This window comes from Algoriphagus sp. TR-M9 (genome assembly GCF_027594545.1).
Classification (GTDB): domain Bacteria; phylum Bacteroidota; class Bacteroidia; order Cytophagales; family Cyclobacteriaceae; genus Algoriphagus; species Algoriphagus halophytocola.
Genome location: NZ_CP115160.1, coordinates 1,104,624 through 1,125,252, shown reverse-complemented (window position 1 = coordinate 1,125,252; position 20,629 = coordinate 1,104,624). Strand labels below are relative to the sequence as shown.

18 protein-coding genes are annotated in these 20,629 nt (G+C 43.0%); 12 read left to right on the top strand and 6 right to left on the bottom strand.

The window, feature by feature from the left end:
• Positions 1-31: 31 nt before the first annotated feature.
• Positions 32-448, bottom strand: coding sequence for a MotA/TolQ/ExbB proton channel family protein (locus PBT90_RS05070; protein ID WP_264809314.1), 417 nt, complete (start codon positions 446-448; stop codon positions 32-34).
• 223 nt (positions 449-671) lie between these two features.
• On the opposite strand from PBT90_RS05070, the gene PBT90_RS05065 reads away from it, so the two are divergent.
• The 7 genes from PBT90_RS05065 (at position 672) to PBT90_RS05035 (ending at position 6,166) form a co-directional block, all read left to right on the top strand.
• Entirely contained in the window at positions 672-1,751 is a 1,080-nt protein-coding gene (locus PBT90_RS05065) for a sensor histidine kinase (protein WP_264809313.1), read from the top strand.
• Positions 1,748-2,443 (top strand): LytR/AlgR family response regulator transcription factor, encoded by a 696-nt coding sequence (locus PBT90_RS05060; RefSeq protein ID WP_264809312.1) that lies wholly within the window; start codon positions 1,748-1,750, stop codon positions 2,441-2,443. Before PBT90_RS05065 ends, PBT90_RS05060 begins: the two co-directional genes overlap by 4 nt.
• Positions 2,444-2,536: 93 nt before the next feature.
• Positions 2,537-3,151, top strand: coding sequence for a hypothetical protein (locus tag PBT90_RS05055; RefSeq protein WP_264809311.1), 615 nt, complete (start codon positions 2,537-2,539; stop codon positions 3,149-3,151).
• A gap of 1 nt (position 3,152) precedes the next feature.
• Positions 3,153-3,446 (top strand): winged helix-turn-helix domain-containing protein, encoded by a 294-nt coding sequence (locus PBT90_RS05050; protein ID WP_264809310.1) that lies wholly within the window; start codon positions 3,153-3,155, stop codon positions 3,444-3,446.
• A 53-nt stretch (positions 3,447-3,499) separates the two neighbouring features.
• Positions 3,500-3,826 carry a hypothetical protein gene (locus tag PBT90_RS05045; protein ID WP_264809309.1) on the top strand — a complete coding sequence of 109 codons (327 nt, stop codon included), beginning with the start codon at positions 3,500-3,502 and terminating at the stop codon, positions 3,824-3,826.
• A gap of 61 nt (positions 3,827-3,887) precedes the next feature.
• A complete protein-coding gene (gene creD / locus PBT90_RS05040) occupies positions 3,888-5,219 on the top strand; it encodes a cell envelope integrity protein CreD (RefSeq protein ID WP_264809308.1) in 1,332 nt (443 codons plus the stop codon).
• 218 nt (positions 5,220-5,437) lie between these two features.
• Positions 5,438-6,166 carry a DoxX family protein gene (locus PBT90_RS05035; protein ID WP_264809306.1) on the top strand — a complete coding sequence of 243 codons (729 nt, stop codon included), beginning with the start codon at positions 5,438-5,440 and terminating at the stop codon, positions 6,164-6,166.
• A 71-nt stretch (positions 6,167-6,237) separates the two neighbouring features.
• Here the strand turns inward: PBT90_RS05035 and PBT90_RS05030 are convergent, their stop codons facing one another.
• Positions 6,238-6,705, bottom strand: coding sequence for a YybH family protein (locus PBT90_RS05030; protein ID WP_264809305.1), 468 nt, complete (start codon positions 6,703-6,705; stop codon positions 6,238-6,240).
• A 128-nt stretch (positions 6,706-6,833) separates the two neighbouring features.
• Between PBT90_RS05030 and PBT90_RS05025 the strand changes: the two genes are divergently transcribed.
• Positions 6,834-8,087, top strand: a complete 1,254-nt coding sequence (locus tag PBT90_RS05025) for a cation:proton antiporter (RefSeq protein ID WP_270131866.1) — start codon at positions 6,834-6,836, stop codon at positions 8,085-8,087.
• Positions 8,088-8,100: 13 nt separating this feature from the next.
• On the opposite strand, the gene PBT90_RS05020 is transcribed toward PBT90_RS05025, so the two are convergent.
• Positions 8,101-8,790: an FAD-binding oxidoreductase gene (locus PBT90_RS05020; protein WP_264809303.1), complete on the bottom strand. Its 690-nt coding sequence runs from the start codon at positions 8,788-8,790 to the stop codon at positions 8,101-8,103.
• Between the two features lie 122 nt (positions 8,791-8,912).
• On the opposite strand from PBT90_RS05020, the gene PBT90_RS05015 reads away from it, so the two are divergent.
• The 3 genes from PBT90_RS05015 (at position 8,913) to PBT90_RS05005 (ending at position 13,457) form a co-directional block, all read left to right on the top strand.
• On the top strand, positions 8,913-9,824 hold the full coding sequence (locus PBT90_RS05015; RefSeq protein WP_264809302.1) for a sugar phosphate isomerase/epimerase family protein: 912 nt from the start codon (positions 8,913-8,915) through the stop codon (positions 9,822-9,824).
• Positions 9,825-10,305: 481 nt separating this feature from the next.
• Complete coding sequence (locus tag PBT90_RS05010) at positions 10,306-10,854, top strand: ECF-type sigma factor (RefSeq protein ID WP_264809301.1); 549 nt, start codon at positions 10,306-10,308, stop codon at positions 10,852-10,854.
• Between the two features lie 2 nt (positions 10,855-10,856).
• Positions 10,857-13,457 (top strand): serine/threonine-protein kinase, encoded by a 2,601-nt coding sequence (locus PBT90_RS05005; protein ID WP_264809300.1) that lies wholly within the window; start codon positions 10,857-10,859, stop codon positions 13,455-13,457.
• 172 nt (positions 13,458-13,629) lie between these two features.
• Here the strand turns inward: PBT90_RS05005 and PBT90_RS05000 are convergent, their stop codons facing one another.
• From PBT90_RS05000 to fahA, 3 genes are all read right to left on the bottom strand, one after another.
• A complete protein-coding gene (locus tag PBT90_RS05000; protein WP_264809299.1) occupies positions 13,630-15,165 on the bottom strand; it encodes a thiol-activated cytolysin family protein in 1,536 nt (511 codons plus the stop codon).
• 275 nt (positions 15,166-15,440) lie between these two features.
• A complete protein-coding gene (locus tag PBT90_RS04995; protein WP_264809298.1) occupies positions 15,441-16,940 on the bottom strand; it encodes a hypothetical protein in 1,500 nt (499 codons plus the stop codon).
• Between the two features lie 250 nt (positions 16,941-17,190).
• Complete coding sequence (fahA, locus tag PBT90_RS04990; RefSeq protein ID WP_264809297.1) at positions 17,191-18,459, bottom strand: fumarylacetoacetase; 1,269 nt, start codon at positions 18,457-18,459, stop codon at positions 17,191-17,193.
• 236 nt (positions 18,460-18,695) lie between these two features.
• Here fahA and PBT90_RS04985 point away from each other — a divergent pair, with 236 nt between their 5' ends.
• Positions 18,696-20,582 (top strand): CocE/NonD family hydrolase, encoded by a 1,887-nt coding sequence (locus PBT90_RS04985; RefSeq protein ID WP_270131860.1) that lies wholly within the window; start codon positions 18,696-18,698, stop codon positions 20,580-20,582.
• Positions 20,583-20,629 lie beyond the last annotated feature (47 nt).

Below are 20,629 nucleotides of genomic sequence, written 5' to 3'. Positions count from 1 at the left end.
TTTGAGGCTTGATTAGAAAAAAGCTGAATCCTTAAGCCTCCTCGCGCTCAGCTCTGCGCATCCAGCTCAGTACAAAAGTGGCAGAGTACCCCAGCACGAAAACGAATAAGCCAAAAAGTGGTGAGAGTAAGGTGACTTTCAAACCTCCGGCAATAATGGCCGGGTCTCCTCCCCCTGTCGCCTCTAAGGAATCAAAAGCTTGGATCAAGCCCAAAAGTGAATTGAGAAAGGAAATGACTAAGCCAAGTAAAACTACCTGATTGACTAGTTTTTTATATTTCAGGAAGGTAGCCAAGTCTGCGTGGAGATTTGAAAACGCTTTAAATGCCAGCACCACAGCTAGCAATAGACAGATTAATACCAGCGTCATCCCCAGCAAACCTCCTTCCTGGAACCGGTCAATAATCACATTTGATAATACAAGCTTCTGAACTAAAATTGATGTCATGATTTTCATGGGTTTTGGTGTTTTGTTGATGGTTCAAGTTTACACCGCTCCCTGTTCTTATCTTAAGTTATGCGATCAACGCCCAAGAATCCCCAGTAATTGACAGAAATATAGGTGTTTTCGGGAGCAATAGGTATTTATCCGTTACTTACCTTACCAAATCGGTCATCTGTCGCTATTTCTTTGCAAAAAGGATTTTTTAAAAGACCTTGTCCTGTAAAGAATGAAAAAGAAGCTACTTTCAGCAATTACGAAGAAAATTCTCACCCTCATGACCATGAGTGTGGGGGCATTGCTGTTCTTCACTTTTTACTTCGGTATCACCATTTCAAATTTAGGCCCGGCCTTCACTTTCGGGTTATTCCTACTTCCGGTCACCATGGGTACTATTCAAGTTTTTAGTTTTCACCTGATCCCAAAATACCTCTTTAGGCAGAAGTACCTACTTTTTGGATTATACACACTTTACACTCTTATCATTTCCGTATTCCTGATCGCTATTTCCTCTTTTTACGGATTCCTTTTTTTGAATTCCTTAGAGGCATTTGATAGCGAATTCTTGCTGAACAAGAACCTCTACCTCATCATCATAGGCGTGTACATCGTGGTATTGCTCAGTGCTCTTTTCTCTGCTTTTCGGGAAAATCACAAAATCCATCTCAGCAACCAAAAGCTTCAGCTAGCATTAATCAACGGGGAATTACAGCTAAAACAGGAAGAACTTGCCTACCTGAAAATGCAGATTCACCCTCATTTTTTGTTCAATACCCTGAACACGATTTATGGTTCTGCTATCGCAAAAAACAATCAAACTCCGGCGTTGATTTTAAAGCTATCCAATCTGCTGGATTATATTTTGTACCAAACCAAAAAGTCTCTGGTTCCTCTGCAAAGCGAAATCGATCACCTTCAGGACTATCTGGCTTTAGAAAAGCTGAGGCATGGAGATAAACTGGAGATCAAGGCGAGTTTTCCGGATGACAATGTCCAGCTCCAAATAGCTCCAATGCTATTTTTACCCTTACTGGAAAACAGTTTTAAACATGGGAAAACCCAGGGAAATCAAACCAAAGTCGAACTGAAAATTGAAACTGAAGAAAATCAAATCCACTTTTTCTTAAAAAACAATTATGAAGAAGGTGCATCTTCTACCAGTTTAAACTCCTCGGGAATTGGTCTTCAAAACATCCAAAAACGCTTAGACCTGCTGTATCCCAAATCTCATGAATTTACCTTCGGAAAATCAAATGGGTACTTTACAGTGAATCTTTCTATTTCCGCCAATCAACCCAAGTCCTCATGAATTGCCTGATAGTTGACGACGAGCCCATAGCACAAAACATCCTAAAGGAGTTTATCTCCAAGGTGGACTACCTCCACTTGACGGCATGCTGCAGCAATGCGAGTGAGGCCTTCAATAGTATTCAAAAGGAGGACATAGACCTGGTGTTTTTAGATATCAATATGCCAGGAATAGACGGGATTTCCTTTGCCAAAATCATCCCCAAAAAGGTGCAGGTAATCTTTACCACAGCTTACCGGGAATATGCTTTAGAGGGATTTGAATTAGAGGCTACAGATTATCTTTTGAAACCCATCCCTTTTGAGAGATTTCTTAAAGCTGTAAGCAAAACCAAACAGTCTATAGCTCAAAACGAAAAACCTAATGTGTCGGAAAAGCCTGAATTTCTATTCGTTCGTCAAGATCGAAAAATGGAAAAGATTGCTTTTGACGAAATCCTTTATGTAGAAAGTTATTCAGACTACCTTAAAATTCACCTGAAAACCCAAACTATTCTGGCACGTGAAAGCCTTTCAAATTTTGCAGAAAAACTCCCTGAAAATCAATTCATTAGAATTCACCGCTCCTTTATCGCGAATCTAAGCGCAATCACTTCTTATACCCATGAATTTGTAGAAGTCAATGGAAATGCACTGACTATCAGCAGGTCTTTCAAAGAGGATGTTTTGAAAAGACTCCAACAGTTTGAATAACACACTGCGAATAAAAATCTTCAAATTTTTTCTACGAAAAAGATGAAATGTATGGTTTTTCATTTTACTTTGTAACTCAAAGTACTTTTAACTATGAGAAAACCAGAACAAGAACTTGCCGAAATCAAATCCATGATGGAACGGAGCACCCGCTTCCTTTCACTCAGTGGACTTTCTGGAATTCTAGCAGGCACCTACGCACTGATTGCTGCAGGTTTAGCTTATGCTTGGGTCTATTACCCCAACCTGCCCTACGGCACAAACATAGAACTGATCAGGCAGGAGGACATCCTTGGCAAGTTACTAGTCACAGCCGCTGTGGTTTTACTGTTTTCCATTGGCACAGCATGGCTCATGAGCCAAAGTAAAAGCAAGAAAAAAGCCCAGAAATTCTGGACACCTGCCAGTAAGCGATTTATCCAAGCACTTTTTATCCCTGTGGCTGTAGGAGGGATCTTTTGTCTGGCAATGTTAGCCAAAGGCTATCTGGGAGTGGTCGCACCCGCAACTTTGATTTTCTATGGCTTAGGCTTACTGAACGCTTCCACATTTACCTTAAATGACATCAAATACCTGGGCTACTGCCAGCTTGTACTAGGCATCATTTCGGCTTTCTTTACAGGCTATGGGTTGATACTCTGGGCTGTTGGTTTTGGCGTGCTGCATATCATTTATGGCGCGATGATGTACTACAAATACGACCGATAACGTGAAGGGGAATTACGATAAAGCATTTGAAAATGTGGTCCGGCTCCGGGTCATGTCCATCCTGATGGTCAATGAGGAATACGATTTCAATTCCTTTAAGGAAATGCTGGATGTGACGGATGGCAACCTGGCCTCCCATCTGAAAAACCTGGAAAAACAGGAATACATTCAGGTCAGCAAATCCTTTGTAGGTAGAAAACCACTGACCAACTACTCAGCCACTGCAAGTGGGAAAGAGGCTTTCCAAGCGCACTTGGAGTTCCTGGAAAATTTGATCAAAGAAAACAAAAGCTAAAAAAATTTATCCATTCACTTTGAAATACAAAGTACTTTCAAAATCAATAAACCATGCAAACAAACATAGAATATCTCAAAGGCATTCAAGCCAAATCAGCTTTAGTAGCCGCTGCTATCGGAGCCAGCACTCCACTTTCCTGGCTTCTTTTTCTGGTAATTTTCGGGAAAGGCCCTTTCGAAAACTGGATGTTTATCCCACTGGGATTTATACCGGCTGGAGGAGCAATAGGCGGCTTTTTCTTCTATCTGATGGGCTTTGTGTGGTTTCCTAGCGGCAAATCAAAACTGGCGGCGATCATCTTTAGCACGATGCTATACTTTGTAGGCATCTGGCTGAGTGCTGTTTTGGCTTTCAGCATCACCGGGCATTGGGATTGATTCTCCCGCAGTCAAAAAAAATCACTCCATTTTCATATCCAACCCTCATTAACAACTAATCATGGAATCAAACACAAACCTTTCGCTTCTTGAAAAATTTCAAGACTGGATCTCCAGATCCACCAGCTTAAAACTTTTGGTCATTGGCTTCATCGCCTTAGTGCTCCTAATCCCGCAAGCACTCACCATAGACTTGATCAATGAAAGGCAGGAACGTCTCTTAGAAACCGAGATTGAGGTTACAAACAAATGGTCCCGTGCCCAAACCGTGATAGGTCCATACCTGGCCTTGCCCTATCATTACTACAGGGAGGTAAATAGCAACGGTGAAAATAAAGTGATCAAGGAGCTCAAAACCGCCTATTTCCTACCTGATGTTTTGGATGTAAAAGGAGACCTTCAGGCAGAATCCCTTCACCGGGGGATTTTTGATGTGGTGGTGTACCGGGGAGCCATTGAATTGAAAGCAGAATTTGGTGAAATAGCCTTAGGAAAACTGGACATCACGCCCGAACAGGTGCTTTGGGACCAGGCTTCATTTATGATTTCGGTAAGCGATCTGCGAGGAATCGGTGAAAACCCAAATCTTATGCTCAATAACTTCCCTCTGCTATCCGAGCCTTTTTCTGATGCTCAAACCCAACAAAAAGGGCTTCAATTTCCCGCTTCGCTGGATTCCGTGTCAAAAGGATTTAATTTTTCTGGAAGCCTCAAACTCAAAGGGAGTAAGGATTTTCACATAGTTCCACTTGGGAAAACCACAACGATGAACCTCAGCGGGAACTGGCCTAACCCTAGTTTCCAGGGAGAGTTTTTACCGGAGGAAAGAGAGCTTAGTAAGGATGGATTTCAGAGTACATGGAAAGTCCTTCATTTTAATAGACCCTTTGGACAGGAGTTTTCAGAAACCCTTCCAAATTTCCCAGAAAGTTCCTTTGGTCTAAGTCTCAAAATGCCTGTGGATCAATACCAGCAGAGTATTCGAACATCAAAATATGCTATCCTTATCATTATCTTAAGCTTTTTGGCATTGTTCCTCATGGAGACTTTTTCCAAAAGAAGGATTCATCCGCTACAGTACACCTTGGTTGGCTTTGCACTGGTCTTATATTACACTCTTTTGATTGCACTTTCTGAGCAATTTGGGTTTACTTTAGCCTACCTAATTGCGAGCTTTGCCACGGTAGGTTTGCTGGGCTTTTACTCCAAGACTCTATTCTCCAAGCTGAAAACCACAGGGATTTTCACAGGAATTCTCTCTGCCTTTTACATCTTCATTTTTGTGATCATTAAGCAACAAGACTACGCCTTATTAATAGGAAGTATAGGGCTATTTGTGGCACTAGCGCTTACCATGTTCATATCTAGAAAAATTGATTGGTATAAGAAATAAATATGATTATTCGCAACGTTTCCAGTACACTAAATTTCTTTGCTCACCCGGTCAGAACCGAAGACGCCCGCCTGCCGGCCAGCAGGAGTGACCAAAGCGGCTTAAATTCTTGAGTTAACCAAATCCTATTATGCATTTGGTTCTTGACTGGCAACAAAGCGGATATACATACAAAAGACTATCACAATTCTATCTGAATAACAAAAATCCGAAATCAAATGAGACTATCAAGCCTGGAGAACTACTATTTAAGCATCAAGCGAAATAGGTGGCACTGGATATTTCAACTGATATGCAGAATCCTGCTGGCCTATGCTTTTTTGGTCGCAGGTATGATCAAGATTCTTGGAGAACGATTTGCTAGTGGATTGCCCGTGATTCATCCTATGGGTTCGTATTTGGAAGCCCTGCATCACACAGGATATTATTACACCTTCATCGGTGTGGCACAAGTGATCGCTGCCATCTTATTACTGATTCCACGCACGGTATTATTAGGGGCTTTGCTATATCTACCAATTATTATAAATATTTGGGTGCTTTCATATGCAGTTCGTTTTGTAGGCTCCTATTTGACATCTCCTTTGATGGTCTTGGCAAACCTTTACATCCTAGTCTGCCACTACGATAAGCTGAAATTTATTTTGCCATTCAATAGATACTCTGCAGAAGCTAGTGTACCCAAGCCTGAGAAGTATGAGTTTAATTTCCCTTATCTTTTTTTTGGCGGAGTTATTTTCACGATGGCTTTCTTCGTTTGGTTTTCCCTTTTCGGTCTTGAAGTCATGCCTCAGAATTCACTTGGGGATTGCAAGTCTCAGTTCGTAGGAACAGATCAGGAAGCAGCAGGATTTGAATTCTGCGAATGTGTGCATACCGTTGGCAATCCACTGGATGACTGTCTAGAGCGATTTGATCAAATGAAAAACCAAACTCTCTCCAATTAATTTCAATAAGAATCTTCTAAGAGTTTAAGCTTTATAAGAATAGTACTCTGAATGGGGATTCTCCCACTTTATTACTTCGCTGTCACCACACCCATAAAAGTCTGGCGGACAATTTTACCATCCTGAATGATAAAGGTATCTGAGCTGCTTTTGAATTCGAAATTTGGAGCATCAGCTTCCCAAATGATGTAGCCCACATCTTTAATAGCCAAATCCTTAATCAGATTAACGGTAGTAGAATCCTTTGGCAAGGCTGCATAGGCATTCACGAAGTTCTCGCGGATTTCCGCAAGCCCCCGGTAAGTTCTGTCTGGAGTAATCAAAATTGACTCTTCAGTATAATCGGCCATCACTTCCTCTAGGTTGTTTTCCACAAAAGCCTTGAAGTGATGGTCGAGCACTTGCTGAGTAGTTTGCTCATCATAGTTCAGCTTTGGTACTTCAGCCTCTGATGTTGGGGTTTCTTTGAGCTCTTCATTTTTGGGAGAGCAGGAAAATGCAGTACAAAAAACCGCTAAAAGTAAGAAATAGGATTTCATGTTTAGTTCAGGTTTGATTGACTTCAAGTTAGTAATTATTACAGTCTTTACGATGATTAATAAAATCCAAAATTGCTCAATCAATGAAATGATTGTACTTTAAAAAACAATTTATTTGAACGACTCCAATGGACATTTTTACCATCATCACCATTCTTATTGTGCTGTCTGCAGCTTTTGCATTCATCAATACCAAGTTCCTCAAGCTTCCTTTTACCATAGGACTGATGATTATTGCTATTGCATTTACAGTAGGAATCACGCTGTTAGGCAAAATCAATCACTTTTTCATTGATGAAGCTGAGCTACTGATTGGCTCCATTGACTTCGAGACAGCACTTTTGGATGTAATGCTAAGTTTCCTGCTCTTTGCTGGTGCACTGCATACCAAACTAGACTCTCTAAAGGCCATGAAAGCGCCAATCGCTGTCTTTGCTACGATAGGTGTAGTGCTCTCCACCTTTCTGGTAGGGACGATGATGTACTATGTTTTCATCCTCTTTGGGCATGAAATCAACTACATCTATTGTCTTCTCTTCGGTGCCCTGATCTCCCCCACCGATCCAATTGCGGTTTTGGGAATTCTCAAAGACGCTAATGCCCCCAAGAAACTAGAAGTGAAAATAGTCGGAGAATCTCTCTTCAATGACGGGGTAGGCGTAGTCGTATTTCTGGTGATTTTCAAAATTGCCCAGCAAGGAATCGGCGCAGTGGATACTGGGGAAGTCGGCCTTCTATTTCTGGAAGAAGTCGTTGGGGGAATCGCCCTAGGCTTGGTTACTGGATGGCTGACATTCAGAATTATGAAACTCATCGATCATTATGAAACGGAAGTTATGATCACCTTGGCTCTAGTGATGGGACTTTCAGGATTAGCCCATTACCTGCATGTTTCGGGCCCCTTAGCAGTGGTAGTGGCGGGGATTTTTATTGGCAACAAATCACCCAAAATTGCCTGGTCTGAAACCACCCATAATTACGTGGACAAATTTTGGGAATTGATTGACGTGCTCCTCAACGCAGTTCTATTTGTTTTGATCGGGCTGGAGCTGCTGATCATCACTGCCAGCGAAGAGTATTTAAGTTTGGGACTGATAGCCATACCCGTAGCATTGCTGGCTCGATACTTATCGCTAGCCGGACCTGTAGCTATTTTTGACAAAAAGCTGGACTTTATCCCAAAAACCAGCCTGATCATGACTTGGGGAGGAATACGGGGCGGAATTTCCATTGCTTTGGCACTTGCCCTAGAACCCCAAATGGAGCGCGAACTCTTCCTCACCGTCACCTATGTAATTGTAGTTTTTTCAATAATCGTGCAGGGGTTAAGCATAGGACCTTTGGTGAAAAAAGTCCTAAGCAAAGGCAGGAAGCAAAACTAATCTCAGTTTTCGATCACTTCTCAAATGTAATGGCATCCGGTTCGGCTCCCAGTTCTTCCAGAGCTTGGCTGATGTCCTGAACCATTTTATCCGGACCGCAGACATAGAATTCCTGCGAAAAATCTTTCACATGAGCCTTTAGAAAATCCTTGTCTATCATTCCATTTTGATGGCCACCGGCTTGTTCCTTTTCTAGAACTGAAATAAAATCATGCCCAAGGGCTTTCCGGAAGTAAGATTCTAAAATCACGTCATCTGCAGTTTTATTCGCAAAAATCAAGGTATTGCCAAGCAATTCATCTTTCGCTTCTAAGGCTTTGAAAATCCCAATAAAGGGCGTAACTCCGGCTCCACCTGCTATAAAAACTCCCTTTCCTTTGTACTGAATTGCGCCCCAGGAATCATCCAAAATCAGCTCATCCCCCACATTCAAATCGGCCAACTGCTTGGTGACTCCATCATGGTCGGTGTAAGATTTGATCACAAACTCCAGATGGTCCGCCTCAGGTAAGGAAGTGAAAGTAAAAGGCCGCTTTTCTTCTTTCCACTCCAGTTTATTAATTGCCACTTCGGTAGCCTGACCGGGTATAAAAGAGTAACCTTCCGGCTTTTCGACTTTGTACTGCTTCACATCATGCGTGATCTTTTCTATTTCGAGTATTTTCGAGATATAGGTCATGGTAATAATAAGGTTGGTTGTCATTTACTAATACGGATTTGAGCATTTTTGTTTAATTCCCTCTAGTTGGGCTGGTACAAAGCGTAGTTTGGTTCCTTTGTTTAGGAGTATTTAGCTATCTTGAGCCCAATAAAACCCAACCTAAAATGAAACAAAACTTAAAATTAAATTTCACTCTTCTTATTGCGCTGAGCTTGGGATTCGCCTCATGCAGTTCTGAAAAAAGCGCAGAAGTCTCTACGGAGACACCAGAAGTGGTACAAGCTGAAACCCAAAGCTTTGGGGGACTGGCCCTCTACACGGTACGGGACTCCATGTCCAGCAATCCCAAAAGCACCCTTCAGGCGGTCGCCGATGCAGGATACGCTTATGTAGAAGCCGCTAATTATAGCGAGGGCAAATTTTACGGCATGCCCCCCACCGAGTTCAAGGCCTACGTAGAATCACTTGGCATGACTGTCAAAAGCGCCCATATGGGCATGGTAAACATGGAAAATGCTGATCAGCTGATAGCAGATGTGAAAGCAGCAGGAATAGAATATTTCGTAATTCCTGTCCCTCCTATGGGTATGTTCACCTTCGGTCCAGACGGCATGGGTATGAAAGGCTCAGCAGAAGATCTGGCAAAAGTGATGGACACCTTAGGCGAAAAATGTCATGCTGCTGGGTTAAAGCTATTGTATCACAACCATGATTTTGAATTCAAGGCCCTATCAGATGGCACAATCATCGAAGATTACCTATTAGAAAACTGTAATCCAGAATATGTCAACTTCCAAATGGATCTATTTTGGGTAAACAAGGCTGAAGCTGATCCTTTGGCTTACTTCGAAAAATACCCGGGAAGGTTTAAAGCTTGGCATGTCAAGGACATGAACGATGAGGGCAACTTTGCTCCGGTAAATACCGGAAACATAGATTTCAAAAGAATTCTTGCAGAAAAAGACAAATCAGGAATGGAATTCTACCTGGTAGAACAAGACCAGACATTCGGTCTGGATCCCATGGAAGCCATCAAAATCAGCCATACAGGCTTAGAAGAAATCGGTTTCAAATAAGATTTCACTCCTACTCAATCTCAAAAAGCCATCCGACACGATGGCTTTTTGTTTTGGAATTACTTACTATTACCAACAAATCCTGCTCCATGTCAGACGGCCTTATTTATCTTATCGTGGGCATCGTAGCCCTTCATTTCCTGATCGGCATAGGCTATTTGATCTATAAAATCTCTGGCGGCGGCTCATCGAAAAAAAAGTCTTGAGGCCATTTTTCAATTCGCTGGGTATCCGCATTGCTACCAGTAAATAGGCAAAACCAATGCAGAATTTAGCTAAATCTAGGTTTTAGACCAGTTCGGCCTTTGGTCTTCTGACCGGGTTGGTAAAAATTAAAATGTTATCGGCCAGCCCCCGATTCTCAGTGGGCAATTATTTTCAAACCAATAAAACTGCATTTCAATACATTTTTTCTGACCAATCACTTGTCATCTAATCGACCCAGCCTTAACTTCATGAACTGTCAGATTTTTAAACACTTATGTCCATTTCAGGCCCAACCTCAGTCCCCAACAGCGATTTTTCAGTAAAGCGCTCATTGTTCATGAATTGCTATCAGGAGCTCTCTTCACTCGCCAGTCATAAACTTCGGCAAGAATTCAACGCGCCTACTCTCGATACCGCAGCACTAGTTCATGAAGCTTACCTAAAAATGGAGCAGCACCAAAATGACTTCCAAAATAAAGAACACTTCATGGCTATAGCTGCGATTTGCATGAGGCGGTTTCTGGTGGATTATGCGAGGCAAAAGCAAAGGCAAAAACGTGGAGGGAACCAAGTCCATTTAACTTTTGGCGAGGTCAACCACAAGGTGGCTACCACGCCAGAACAAATCCTGAATTTATACGAGGCCCTGGTTCGTCTGAAAGCCATCAACAACCGCTATTGCCGGGTAGTGGAATACCATTTCTTTGGAGGGTATAAGCATGAGGAAATCGCAGGATTGCTGGATGTTTCCATTGACACAGTGCGCAGGGACTGGCGACTTGCCAAAGCATGGCTCAGCAATGAGTTAAAAAACAGCGCTTGATTATGGCTCGTGAAAAAGAAAATTGGAATCAAATCGAAGCACTTTTTGAGGATTTGGTCTGCATGCCCGAAAGCCAGAAGTCAGAAAGGCTAGAATCATTGAAGCATAGCGACTTCCCAACCTACACTTTACTCAAATCCCTACTTGACGCCGATAAAAATCCGGCGCCGATTTTCGGAAATTCAGCACAGGTAATCTTAGAAGAATGGAGCAAAGACCCAGATCTGGTAGGCACGCAGATTGGGGCATTCAGACTGGACCAGCTCATCGGTCAAGGAGCCATGGGGTCGGTCTTCAAAGCCATTCGCACTGATGGGCAGTTTGACCAAACTGTGGCTATCAAACTAATGAAATCCCAGGTACTCAACTCTTCAAACCGGGATTTATTTCAGCGGGAAAGACAAATTCTAGCTAAACTAAACCACCCGGGAATAGCCCGTTTATATGACGGAGGCTTTGTGGATGATGGCAGACCTTACTTTAGCATGGAGTGGGTCTCTGGCAAATCACTGTCTGACTATTCAGAAAGCCAAAACCTGACAATTAAGCAAAGAATCAGACTTTTTATCCATGTCTGCGAAGCAGTAAGCTATGCCCATCAGTCACTTGTTCTTCATCTGGACCTCAAGCCACAAAATATCCTCGTCGATCAATCAGGTCGTGTAAAGCTCTTGGATTTTGGAGTTTCCAAATTAATAGAAGAGCACCAAAGCACGGATACCAGCGCCTTTACCCTAGCCTATGCCTCTCCCGAGCAACTTGAAAAAAGGGATTTGAATACCGCATCCGATATTTACGCTCTGGGCGTAATCTTCATCGAACTATTAGATGGGAGGCATCCTTTCGAACCTTTGCTTAAAAAACCTCTAGAACTAAAAAAAGCAATCTTATCAGGTAATAATCCTAACCTACTACTCGCTGAGGATAAACTCTCAGCATTTGCTGAGGACTTGAGGGCAATTGCAAATCGATGTACAGCCGCAAAACCTGTGGACAGATACAGCACGGTCAATCAAATAATCAATGACCTGCATGCTTTTCTAGGAGATTACCCAATCAGTATTCGAAAACATGACCTGAACTACAAGGCTGCTAAATATTTCAGAAGAAATAGAGCGCTGGTCGCTTCGATTTTTATAGGCACTCTGGTTATTTTCTCCATGGGTACCTACTACACCCTCCAGCTTCAAAAGCAAAGAGACCGAGCTGAGGCTGAAGCCAAAAAGGCCAATCAGATTACAGAATTACTGACAGATATCTTTATGGCTGCTGATCCTAATATTGGAGGGGCGGACACGATCACAGCGGTTAATCTGCTCGATCAAGGCATAGAAAACCTGACAAATAACATGCAGGATGACCCTGAATTGTATTCTGACATGCTTCTCCGGCTGGCACCGGTATATTTCAACCTTGGGCAGTACGAAAAAGGGGAGAAAATAGCGCAGCAAGGCTTTGAAATCTACACTTCTATTCCTGACATCAGTGCAGAAAACCTAGCCTCAGCAGAAATGGTAATCTCGCAAGCTCACTACTACTACGGTGAACTGGACACCTCCAAAATCATAATTGACAAGGCATTTGAAAGACTTCAGGACCATAAAATCACCAATGGAGAAATTTACGCTTCTATTTTGACGCAGATGGGAAATGTGAATCTTGATCTGGGAAATATCGTCCTTGCCGACTCTATATACCGACTGGCTCATGAGCAATACCTACAATTGAGAGAAGCACCTCATACAGACCTGGCTTTCACCTTACATATGATGGGCTCTACGTCACGTGACTTGGGTGATTTCAAGAGTGGGGAAACCTTCTTGCTTCAGTCTCTGGCCATGAAAAGAGAGCTATATGATGAACCCCATTTGGAAATTGCCTACACCTACAATTACCTGGGTAGTTTATATCAGGGGATGGAGCAATATGAAAAGGCGCTGGATTACATTCAAAAATCCTATCAGCAGCGTAAGGCCATTTTGGGCACTTTCCATGTAGAAACCTTAGCCAGCATGGCCAATACAGCCAGAACATACAATCATATCAATAAATACAAAGAGGCGATTGCCATTTACGACTCTACCCTACTGATCGTAGATTCGCTTTTTGGCAAAAAACATTACTATTACGCAGGTCTTATAGGGAATCAAGGGAATTCCTATTATTTCCTAGGGGATTATGCTATAGCTAAAGAAAAGGTAGAAGAATCCAGAAGGCTTTATGCTGAATTAAATCCGGGTAATCTACTAGCTCAAGCAGCTCCACTCAGCCGGCTTGCCGATATCGCGGTCAAGGAAAGTGACCTGAAAACTGCAAGTGAATTATACCTAAAAGCTTTGGAGATACGGGAGGGGAATTTGCCCGCAGGCCATATTCAAATCACCCAAAGTCAGCAAACACTTGGCGAATGTCTGCTAGACCTTGGGGATTATCCTACCGCCATAGAATACCTTGAACTCGCTTTAAATACTCTGACTGAAGATACAGAGCAGCATGAAGCTAAAATCACTCAACTTCATCAATCGCTGCTTACTGCCTACCATGCCACTAATAACCTAGAAAAGGTGAGCTTCTATGAACAGCAGCTGGCACTAAAGGATTAACTTTTCCATAAACCCGAATAGGCATTCGCAATGCGGGTTAAAGAGGCTGTCTCAATAGGCTTCTTGGTGTCTGCCTGAGCGGAGTCGAAGGACATTTCCTGTAAATTAGGATACATTTCGACTTCGCTCAATGTGACAAACTATACTTTTGAGACAGCTTCTTGGTGTAGGCTTAACAAGAGACCGACTGAACCCTTACTTGAGTGAGAGATTGCGTAGACTCCATGCAAAGTTGAGTTGGCCTGCTGTACTCACGATCATATAGAAACTTCCATTTAAACCCATCTTTGAACTCTACTACTACCCTGATGTCAAAGGCACCTGATGGGACCGCCTTGACCTCCTTGGTATTGGTCTTAATATCACCACTGCTGACAGTACGGTTATAGGTATTCCCTCCTGATTTTTGCTTGTAGTAAATTGTAAAACGCATAGTCACTCCCAAAAACCCATTCTTATTATTTAGTGAAACATTTTGAGATGGATAGGTTTTCTGCTCACAGTTTTGAATACTGTATTCTGTGGTGTACCCGAGTTTTGCATTGGTATTGTCTTTCAGGTATTTCAAACTATAAGCAATCGGAACTCCTGGATTATTTCTACTGTAAACTGCATTTTCTCCCTGCAGTACCTCCTCCAAGTCTCCAAAATTCCTTGCAGTCACTGCTGAGGAAGCCGCTTCTGCACTTCCTCCCATGGTCACTACTGTAATGGAGGATTTTTCTAAAATCGACTTGTACTTTGCTTCCAAGGAGCCAGATGCCGAAGTCAACCCAGTGGCATAGTTGAATGCGCCGGAAAGTTCTGAATCGGTAGCCGTCTCCGTAGTGACCATTCTAAACATAATGATCCGACCGTATGAGACTGAGTGCACATAGGCTGGAGGTCCCTCCGGACTAAACTTAGATTCTACATCTGCAATGGTAGCATTGGCCCCGAAAACCTCTCCGGGATTATTAGGCGCATTCATAGTAATGGTATAAAACCTCTGTTTAAAAACCATCATCGCCACTCGCTCAGACTGACTGGACGTGTAGTTGAACTGTGCCTGGGCATCTCCTCTAGCCCAATCTACATTCAAGCCAACATCTATACTCAGCTGCTTGGAGGAATAAGAGGTAGCTGCGGCATAGGATGAGTTGGAAGCTATGGTGTAGCCATCTGGCTTGGAATTGGCATTCCACCATTCTAAGGCTTCATCTATCTTACTTTGCACACTGGTATTACTGGCGTTTTCCACTTCTATATTCCCGTTCTCACCTATTCCCGGCAGATCCAAACGAAGCTTTATAGGTGAGCGATCTATAGTAACCGGAGTTGGAAGTCCTCCGAGGGTAGCCTTATCAGCTACCACCAATGCCCCCGGGTAGATCACTCCATCCGTAGGCCTTAAAATTGCGATCTCCTCAAAATTACTTTTCAGAGAAACTCGCTGGGTTTTGCATTCGGTGTACACTCCTTGTCCAGGCGTGGTGTTGGTAATAGGACCTCCTACATCTTGGCGTGATAGTGCACCTGAAATCCCCTGGACATTGAACAATTCTTGTTCATCGAAATTAAGGTTTCGAATATACTGGCTGATGGACTCCGCATCCGGAGATGTTTTGATCGGTTCATCATCTTCTCCCAGATTACAGGAAGTCAGGATTAAAAAGACCAAGGCAAATGAAAAAGCTGCCTTCATGTTGATTTTAAATAATGCTTTCATGGCGAATAGTTTTTGTTACATCTCTATAGGCGACAAAAGCTTTCAAAAGTGGTAATGCAAGCTGAAAAAAAATGTAAAAAACCTGAAGTAAGCCTATAACAACACAGAACAAACCTGTATAGGCACAAAAAATGAGGCTGTCTCAAAAGGCTTCTCGCTGTCTGCCTGAGCAGAGTCGAAGGCCATTTCCTGTAATTCAGGATACATTTCGACTTCGCTCAATATGACAAACTATACTTTTGATACAGCCTCTTTAGCTGCAAAGCAGGGTACTCTTAGCCCAATAGCAAGGTCAAATTCCTGTGAATGGTGTTTTTACCAATCCAGGAATACCCGTTTGTGGTCCTAGCAGTAGCAGTTAGGATAAAGCTATAGGCACAGGACTGAGGAGGACGCCAATTCCCCGAAGCCGGGATAAGTTGATTTGTAAAACCTGACCAGTTACCTTTGGAGGGATCGTAAGACTCAGAATAGATGGAGGCAGATTGTCCTTCACCATAGGTAGCATAAAAGCTGACCTCACGTAAATTCCCTTCAGGGTCATTCGCCGTAATTCTGAAATTCAGACCATCCGGATTAGCACCTATTTTTTCAATGGCGCAGGCTGACACCTCACTGGAACCATGCCTGATGCTTTCTATGATGGTAGCTGGCACATGGTTATCTATGTAAAGTTTCACCTCCTGTGTCTCCAATACGGAATAACTAGTCCCAATATAGAAGGTGACTTTTACTGTGTACAATCCTGGCAGCAATCCAGATGTAGGAAACTGTATCAACAGATCATCAATAGAATAATCTTTAGCAGGATTTGCCAACTGATAATAGCCATAGGCTGAGGGAGCGAAGGACTCCAAAACATAGGTGCTGCCATTCCATCGGTAGTTGGACCAGTTAGAAATCAATTTGGATAAACCGCCTCCGGGAGGTGCTATTTGCACCATGTACTTAATGTTACCCGCTGAATAAAGTGACTGCATCTTCGCCCTATTACCAATCAGATTTAAAGTACCTCCAAAAGCAGCATTTTGGAACACCCGATAATAACCCGAATCTGTGGTAGCTCTACCTTGAGCATTGATTTTGGTAGTAGGGATCAATCCCACACTACCTATAATAGGCCCCAAATCCTTGGAAGGAATACTAGGTTTCCTGCTTAAAATCAGTTGTCGGAGTTTGGTAAAATCCTTGTAAAAACCACCCGGAAAGTCAGTAGTAAACCCAGGGTTGCTGGATTTGACTCTGAATCCAAAATAAGTATATGGAGTACTTAGGGGCCAGGACAGTGCGACATTGATTTCGCTCAGTTCTATTCTGAATTTCCAAATGCGGTGGGACACTTCTGAGTTCGGGCTGGGACCAAATTCCTGAACCACTGCTGAATTGGAAGGATCCGAAAGCAATCCTGTCCATCTTCCCGGACCTAGGTATTTCTGCTTGCCGAGTTTATTGGCTTGACCAGGATACAATCCATAGTTCACATCCACATTGGAGGTGATGCTTCTGTCCCGATTATTGTCAAAGGAAAGCCAGAAATAATCGTTTGTACTGGGGTCATTTCCAGTATCCTCCACTACATCTAAGGTGAGATAAAGGAAATTGGCATCGTTTTTTGCCATGATGAAGCCTCTTGAGAATTTGAGACTTCCCGCTTCGTCCCAATCACCGTCCATGATTGGTCTGTTGATATCCACAGGGTTGATTGCCCAGGTACTTTTCAGAGGAAAAGCAAAAAGCAATGGAGTCGTGATGGATAGGTTTCTGAGTTTAGCCATAAGAGTTTAAGTTTTTGAAATGGAAAAAGAAAGCGAAGCCCCGGGTAAAAATCTGGGGCGAATTGGTCAAATGATCATCCTATTTCGAGGATAGGAACCGTAAACATTGAGTAGGTTATTTAAGACCTAAACATACTGTTTATCAAACACTTACTAAAGTAACACTTGATCTAGGGTATAAAAAAAATTCAAGCATAAAAAAACCCTGACTAGTAATAAGTCAGGGTCTAATTTTAGTGTTTTTTGCAAATCACTTTGCTGGAAGCACCTTGGTTTTCACCTCGCCAAATCCAATTCTGACCCCATCTTTCTCAGCAAATCCTTTCATAATTACCGTATCACCATCCTCAATAAAGGCGCGCTCCTCCCCTTCTTCCAGCTTTATTTTTTCCTTGCCATTCCATGAAAGCTCCAGCATAGAGCCATAGGAACCGGATTCCTCTCCAGAGATGGTACCTGAAGACATCATATCGCCCACATTGATATTGCAGCCGTTGATGGTCTGATGGGCGAGTTGTTGAGCCACATTCCAGTACATATTTTTATAATTCGAACTAGACACTTTCGAGGCTTTTTTTCCATCCGGCTGGATATATACCTCCAAATTGATATCAAAGCTATGCGACTCTTCACATCTCAGATAGGGCAACACTTCTGGCTCCTGAACCGGGCCTCCTACTTTGAAATGCTCCAAAGCCTCCAAGGTCACCACCCATGGAGAAATAGAAGATGCAAAGTTTTTACCCAAAAATGGACCTAGAGGCACATATTCCCAAGCCTGAATATCTCGCGCAGACCAATCATTGAAAAGCACAAAACCAAAAATGTAATCTTCAGCATCTGCAGTAGAAACTGAGTCACCTTGCTTGGTAGATTTCCCGGTGATAAAAGCTACCTCCAGTTCAAAATCAAGCTTCTTGCTGGGGCCGAAACCAGGAAGGTCCATTTCTGGAGTTTTGAACTGTCCCTTGGGTCGATAGATAGGCGTACCCGAAGGAATAATGCTGGAGGATCTTCCATGGTAGCCTACTGGCATATGCTTCCAGTTGGGCAGCAAAGCATTTTCGGGATCTCGGAAGATTTTCCCCACATTTGTAGCATGCTCCATACTGCTGTAAAAGTCAGTATAATCACCGATTTCCACGGGAAGAAGCATTTCGGCCTCCTTACGGTTAACCATCACTTTACCTCTGGCCGAGTGATCACGAAGCTTTTCATTGTCTGCCAAAAGCAAATTCTGAACACGCTCTCGGATTTTTTTCGTCTGTACCTTGCCCAGGGAAATCAATTTATTCAAGGACTCATTCAAGAAAATACCCTCGGGCAAAAACATGTCAGAAAAGAAACCCTCCTGGTCCAGAACACTTAAATCCACGATTTTGTCTCCTATGGCAATGCCGGTTCTGGGACTCAATCGTTTGTTTTTGAAAACACCGAATGGCAGGTTGTAAATGGTGAAATCCGAATTTTTAGAAACTTCCACCCAGGTATTCAGGGTGTTGGTTGTACTGTCGCTCATGTGTGAAAAATTTTCAAAGGGCAAATTTAGAGTTAAAAGAGGAAAACAAAAGGAATTAAAAATCCTTGGCTTCTGCCCACATTAATATCCCCAAACCAACAGACTGATTCCCTTAACTTTAATCCACTTAACCTATCTTTTGCTTCAATTAAAAAATATTACACCCTACAAATCCAATTTTTGGGCTAAGGTGCACATCTCTTTATTAAATTGCTTATTCAACATACCTTATTCACATGAAGTTTTTTGTACGAAACACGCTATTGATGCTGTTGCTTCTGGCCTTCACTGCCAGTTTTGCACAGGAGAAAAGTCTGCTTGACCAACTCGAAGAAGTTGCGATCATTGACCAAAAAGTGATGATGCCCATGCGGGACGGAATCCGACTCGCTACAGATATCTACCGCCCAAAAGGCGAAGGGAAATATCCCGTCGTTTTCTCCAGAACTCCTTATAATTTCAATACTTGGGGAGATGGAGAATTAAAAACCCGCCACTTACAGTCTGCTCTATCTTGGATCGAAAAAGGCTATGCTTATGTAATTCAAAATGAAAGAGGCAGGTACTTTTCTGAAGGAGATTGGGATATCTTGGGTGTGCCGCTGACCGATGGATACGATGCATTGGAATGGATGTCCAAACAAGCATGGAGTAATGGAAAAGTAGGCTTGCTAGGCTGCTCTTCTACTGCTGAATGGCAAATGGCAGTAGCTACGCTGGACCATCCCGCACTAGCAGCCATGGTGCCTCAGGGATATGGAGCGGGAGTCGGTCGGATTGGAGAATTCAATGAGCAAGGAAACTGGTACAGAGGCGGTGCCGGGCAAATGTTATTTACAGCCTGGCTTTCCGGAGTCCAGCAGGACCCCATGGCACCAAGACTTCCACAGGGCATTTCTCAGGAGGATTTACTTCGCCTTCAGCGGTTTTATGATCTATCTCCAGAATATCCAAGAGTGGATTGGAAAGAAGGCCTGAGCCACCTTCCCGTACAGGACATTATCAAAGCTGCCAAGGGGCCCAAGGGGATTTACGAGGAAATGATCACCCGGAAACCTAACGATCCGAAATGGTTTGAAGGGGGCTTGTATCATGATGATATGCCTTTTGACAAGCCTAGCTTCTGGTTTGTTTCTTGGTTTGATGTATCAGCCGGGCCAAACATTGCACTTTTCAATCATGCTAGAGAGAATGCAGTTTCGCAGATGGCGAGAGACAATCAATACTTAGTGATCGCACCTGTTCTACACTGCTCCTACACCCGTGCCAGCGAAAACACCATGGTAGGTGACCTGAATGTAGGTGATGCCCGCCTAAATTACGACGAGATGATCACGGCTTGGTTTGACAAGTGGCTGAAGGGTGAGGACAATGAAACCGTCCAGGAACTTCCAAGAATTCAGTATTACACCATGGGGTCAAATGAGTGGCAGACTTCAGATGTTTGGCCACCGGCAGATGCAGTGATGACTACGATGTATCTGGATTCCGAAGGCAAAGCAAATACGCTTAACGGTGATGGAAAACTCACTGCCAAAAAACCTAAAAAAGACAACCCTGACACCTTCACATACGACCCTATGAACCCGGTAACATCCTACGGTGGCAATGTCTGCTGCACGGGAAATGCAATCGAGGGTAATGGAGGCTCCTATGACCAGAGCAAAATGGAAGAACGGGAGGATATCCTGGTCTATACTTCTGATGTATTGGAAGAAGGAATCGAAGTTTCAGGCTTTATTGAGTCCTATCTCTACCTTTCCTCAGATGCTAAAGACACCGATGTGACTATCAAACTGATCGACGTGCATCCGGACGGTAAAGCCTACAATCTGGATGAAACTATCCAGCGGGTTCGCTATAGAGAAGGCTATGACAAAGAAGTTTGGATGGAAGACGGGGAAGTTTACGAAGTGAAAATGACACCAATGAGTACTTCCAACTACTTTGACAAAGGACACAGAATCCGTATCGAAGTAAGCAGCTCGAATTTTCCTCGCTTCGATAGAAACATGAATACCGGAGGGAATAACTATGATGAGACAGAAGGCGTCATCGCTACCAATTCGATTCATCATGGAGGAAAGAACCTGAGTAGAATTGTGTTGCCGATTGTGAAATAATCACTTTACGGAATTAAAGCAAAAGGAGGAACTCACATTCCTCCTTT

Coding starts and splice junctions, on each gene's coding strand:
- PBT90_RS05070 (WP_264809314.1), bottom strand. CDS start 448: ATGACATCAATTTTAGTTCAGAAGCTTGTATTATCAAATGTGATTATT.
- PBT90_RS05065 (WP_264809313.1), top strand. CDS start 672: ATGAAAAAGAAGCTACTTTCAGCAATTACGAAGAAAATTCTCACCCTC.
- PBT90_RS05060 (WP_264809312.1), top strand. CDS start 1,748: ATGAATTGCCTGATAGTTGACGACGAGCCCATAGCACAAAACATCCTA.
- PBT90_RS05055 (WP_264809311.1), top strand. CDS start 2,537: ATGAGAAAACCAGAACAAGAACTTGCCGAAATCAAATCCATGATGGAA.
- PBT90_RS05045 (WP_264809309.1), top strand. CDS start 3,500: ATGCAAACAAACATAGAATATCTCAAAGGCATTCAAGCCAAATCAGCT.
- creD (WP_264809308.1), top strand. CDS start 3,888: ATGGAATCAAACACAAACCTTTCGCTTCTTGAAAAATTTCAAGACTGG.
- PBT90_RS05035 (WP_264809306.1), top strand. CDS start 5,438: ATGAGACTATCAAGCCTGGAGAACTACTATTTAAGCATCAAGCGAAAT.
- PBT90_RS05030 (WP_264809305.1), bottom strand. CDS start 6,705: ATGAAATCCTATTTCTTACTTTTAGCGGTTTTTTGTACTGCATTTTCC.
- PBT90_RS05025 (WP_270131866.1), top strand. CDS start 6,834: ATGGACATTTTTACCATCATCACCATTCTTATTGTGCTGTCTGCAGCT.
- PBT90_RS05020 (WP_264809303.1), bottom strand. CDS start 8,790: ATGACAACCAACCTTATTATTACCATGACCTATATCTCGAAAATACTC.
- PBT90_RS05015 (WP_264809302.1), top strand. CDS start 8,913: ATGAAACAAAACTTAAAATTAAATTTCACTCTTCTTATTGCGCTGAGC.
- PBT90_RS05010 (WP_264809301.1), top strand. CDS start 10,306: ATGTCCATTTCAGGCCCAACCTCAGTCCCCAACAGCGATTTTTCAGTA.
- PBT90_RS05005 (WP_264809300.1), top strand. CDS start 10,857: ATGGCTCGTGAAAAAGAAAATTGGAATCAAATCGAAGCACTTTTTGAG.
- PBT90_RS05000 (WP_264809299.1), bottom strand. CDS start 15,165: ATGAAAGCATTATTTAAAATCAACATGAAGGCAGCTTTTTCATTTGCC.
- PBT90_RS04995 (WP_264809298.1), bottom strand. CDS start 16,940: ATGGCTAAACTCAGAAACCTATCCATCACGACTCCATTGCTTTTTGCT.
- fahA (WP_264809297.1), bottom strand. CDS start 18,459: ATGAGCGACAGTACAACCAACACCCTGAATACCTGGGTGGAAGTTTCT.
- PBT90_RS04985 (WP_270131860.1), top strand. CDS start 18,696: ATGAAGTTTTTTGTACGAAACACGCTATTGATGCTGTTGCTTCTGGCC.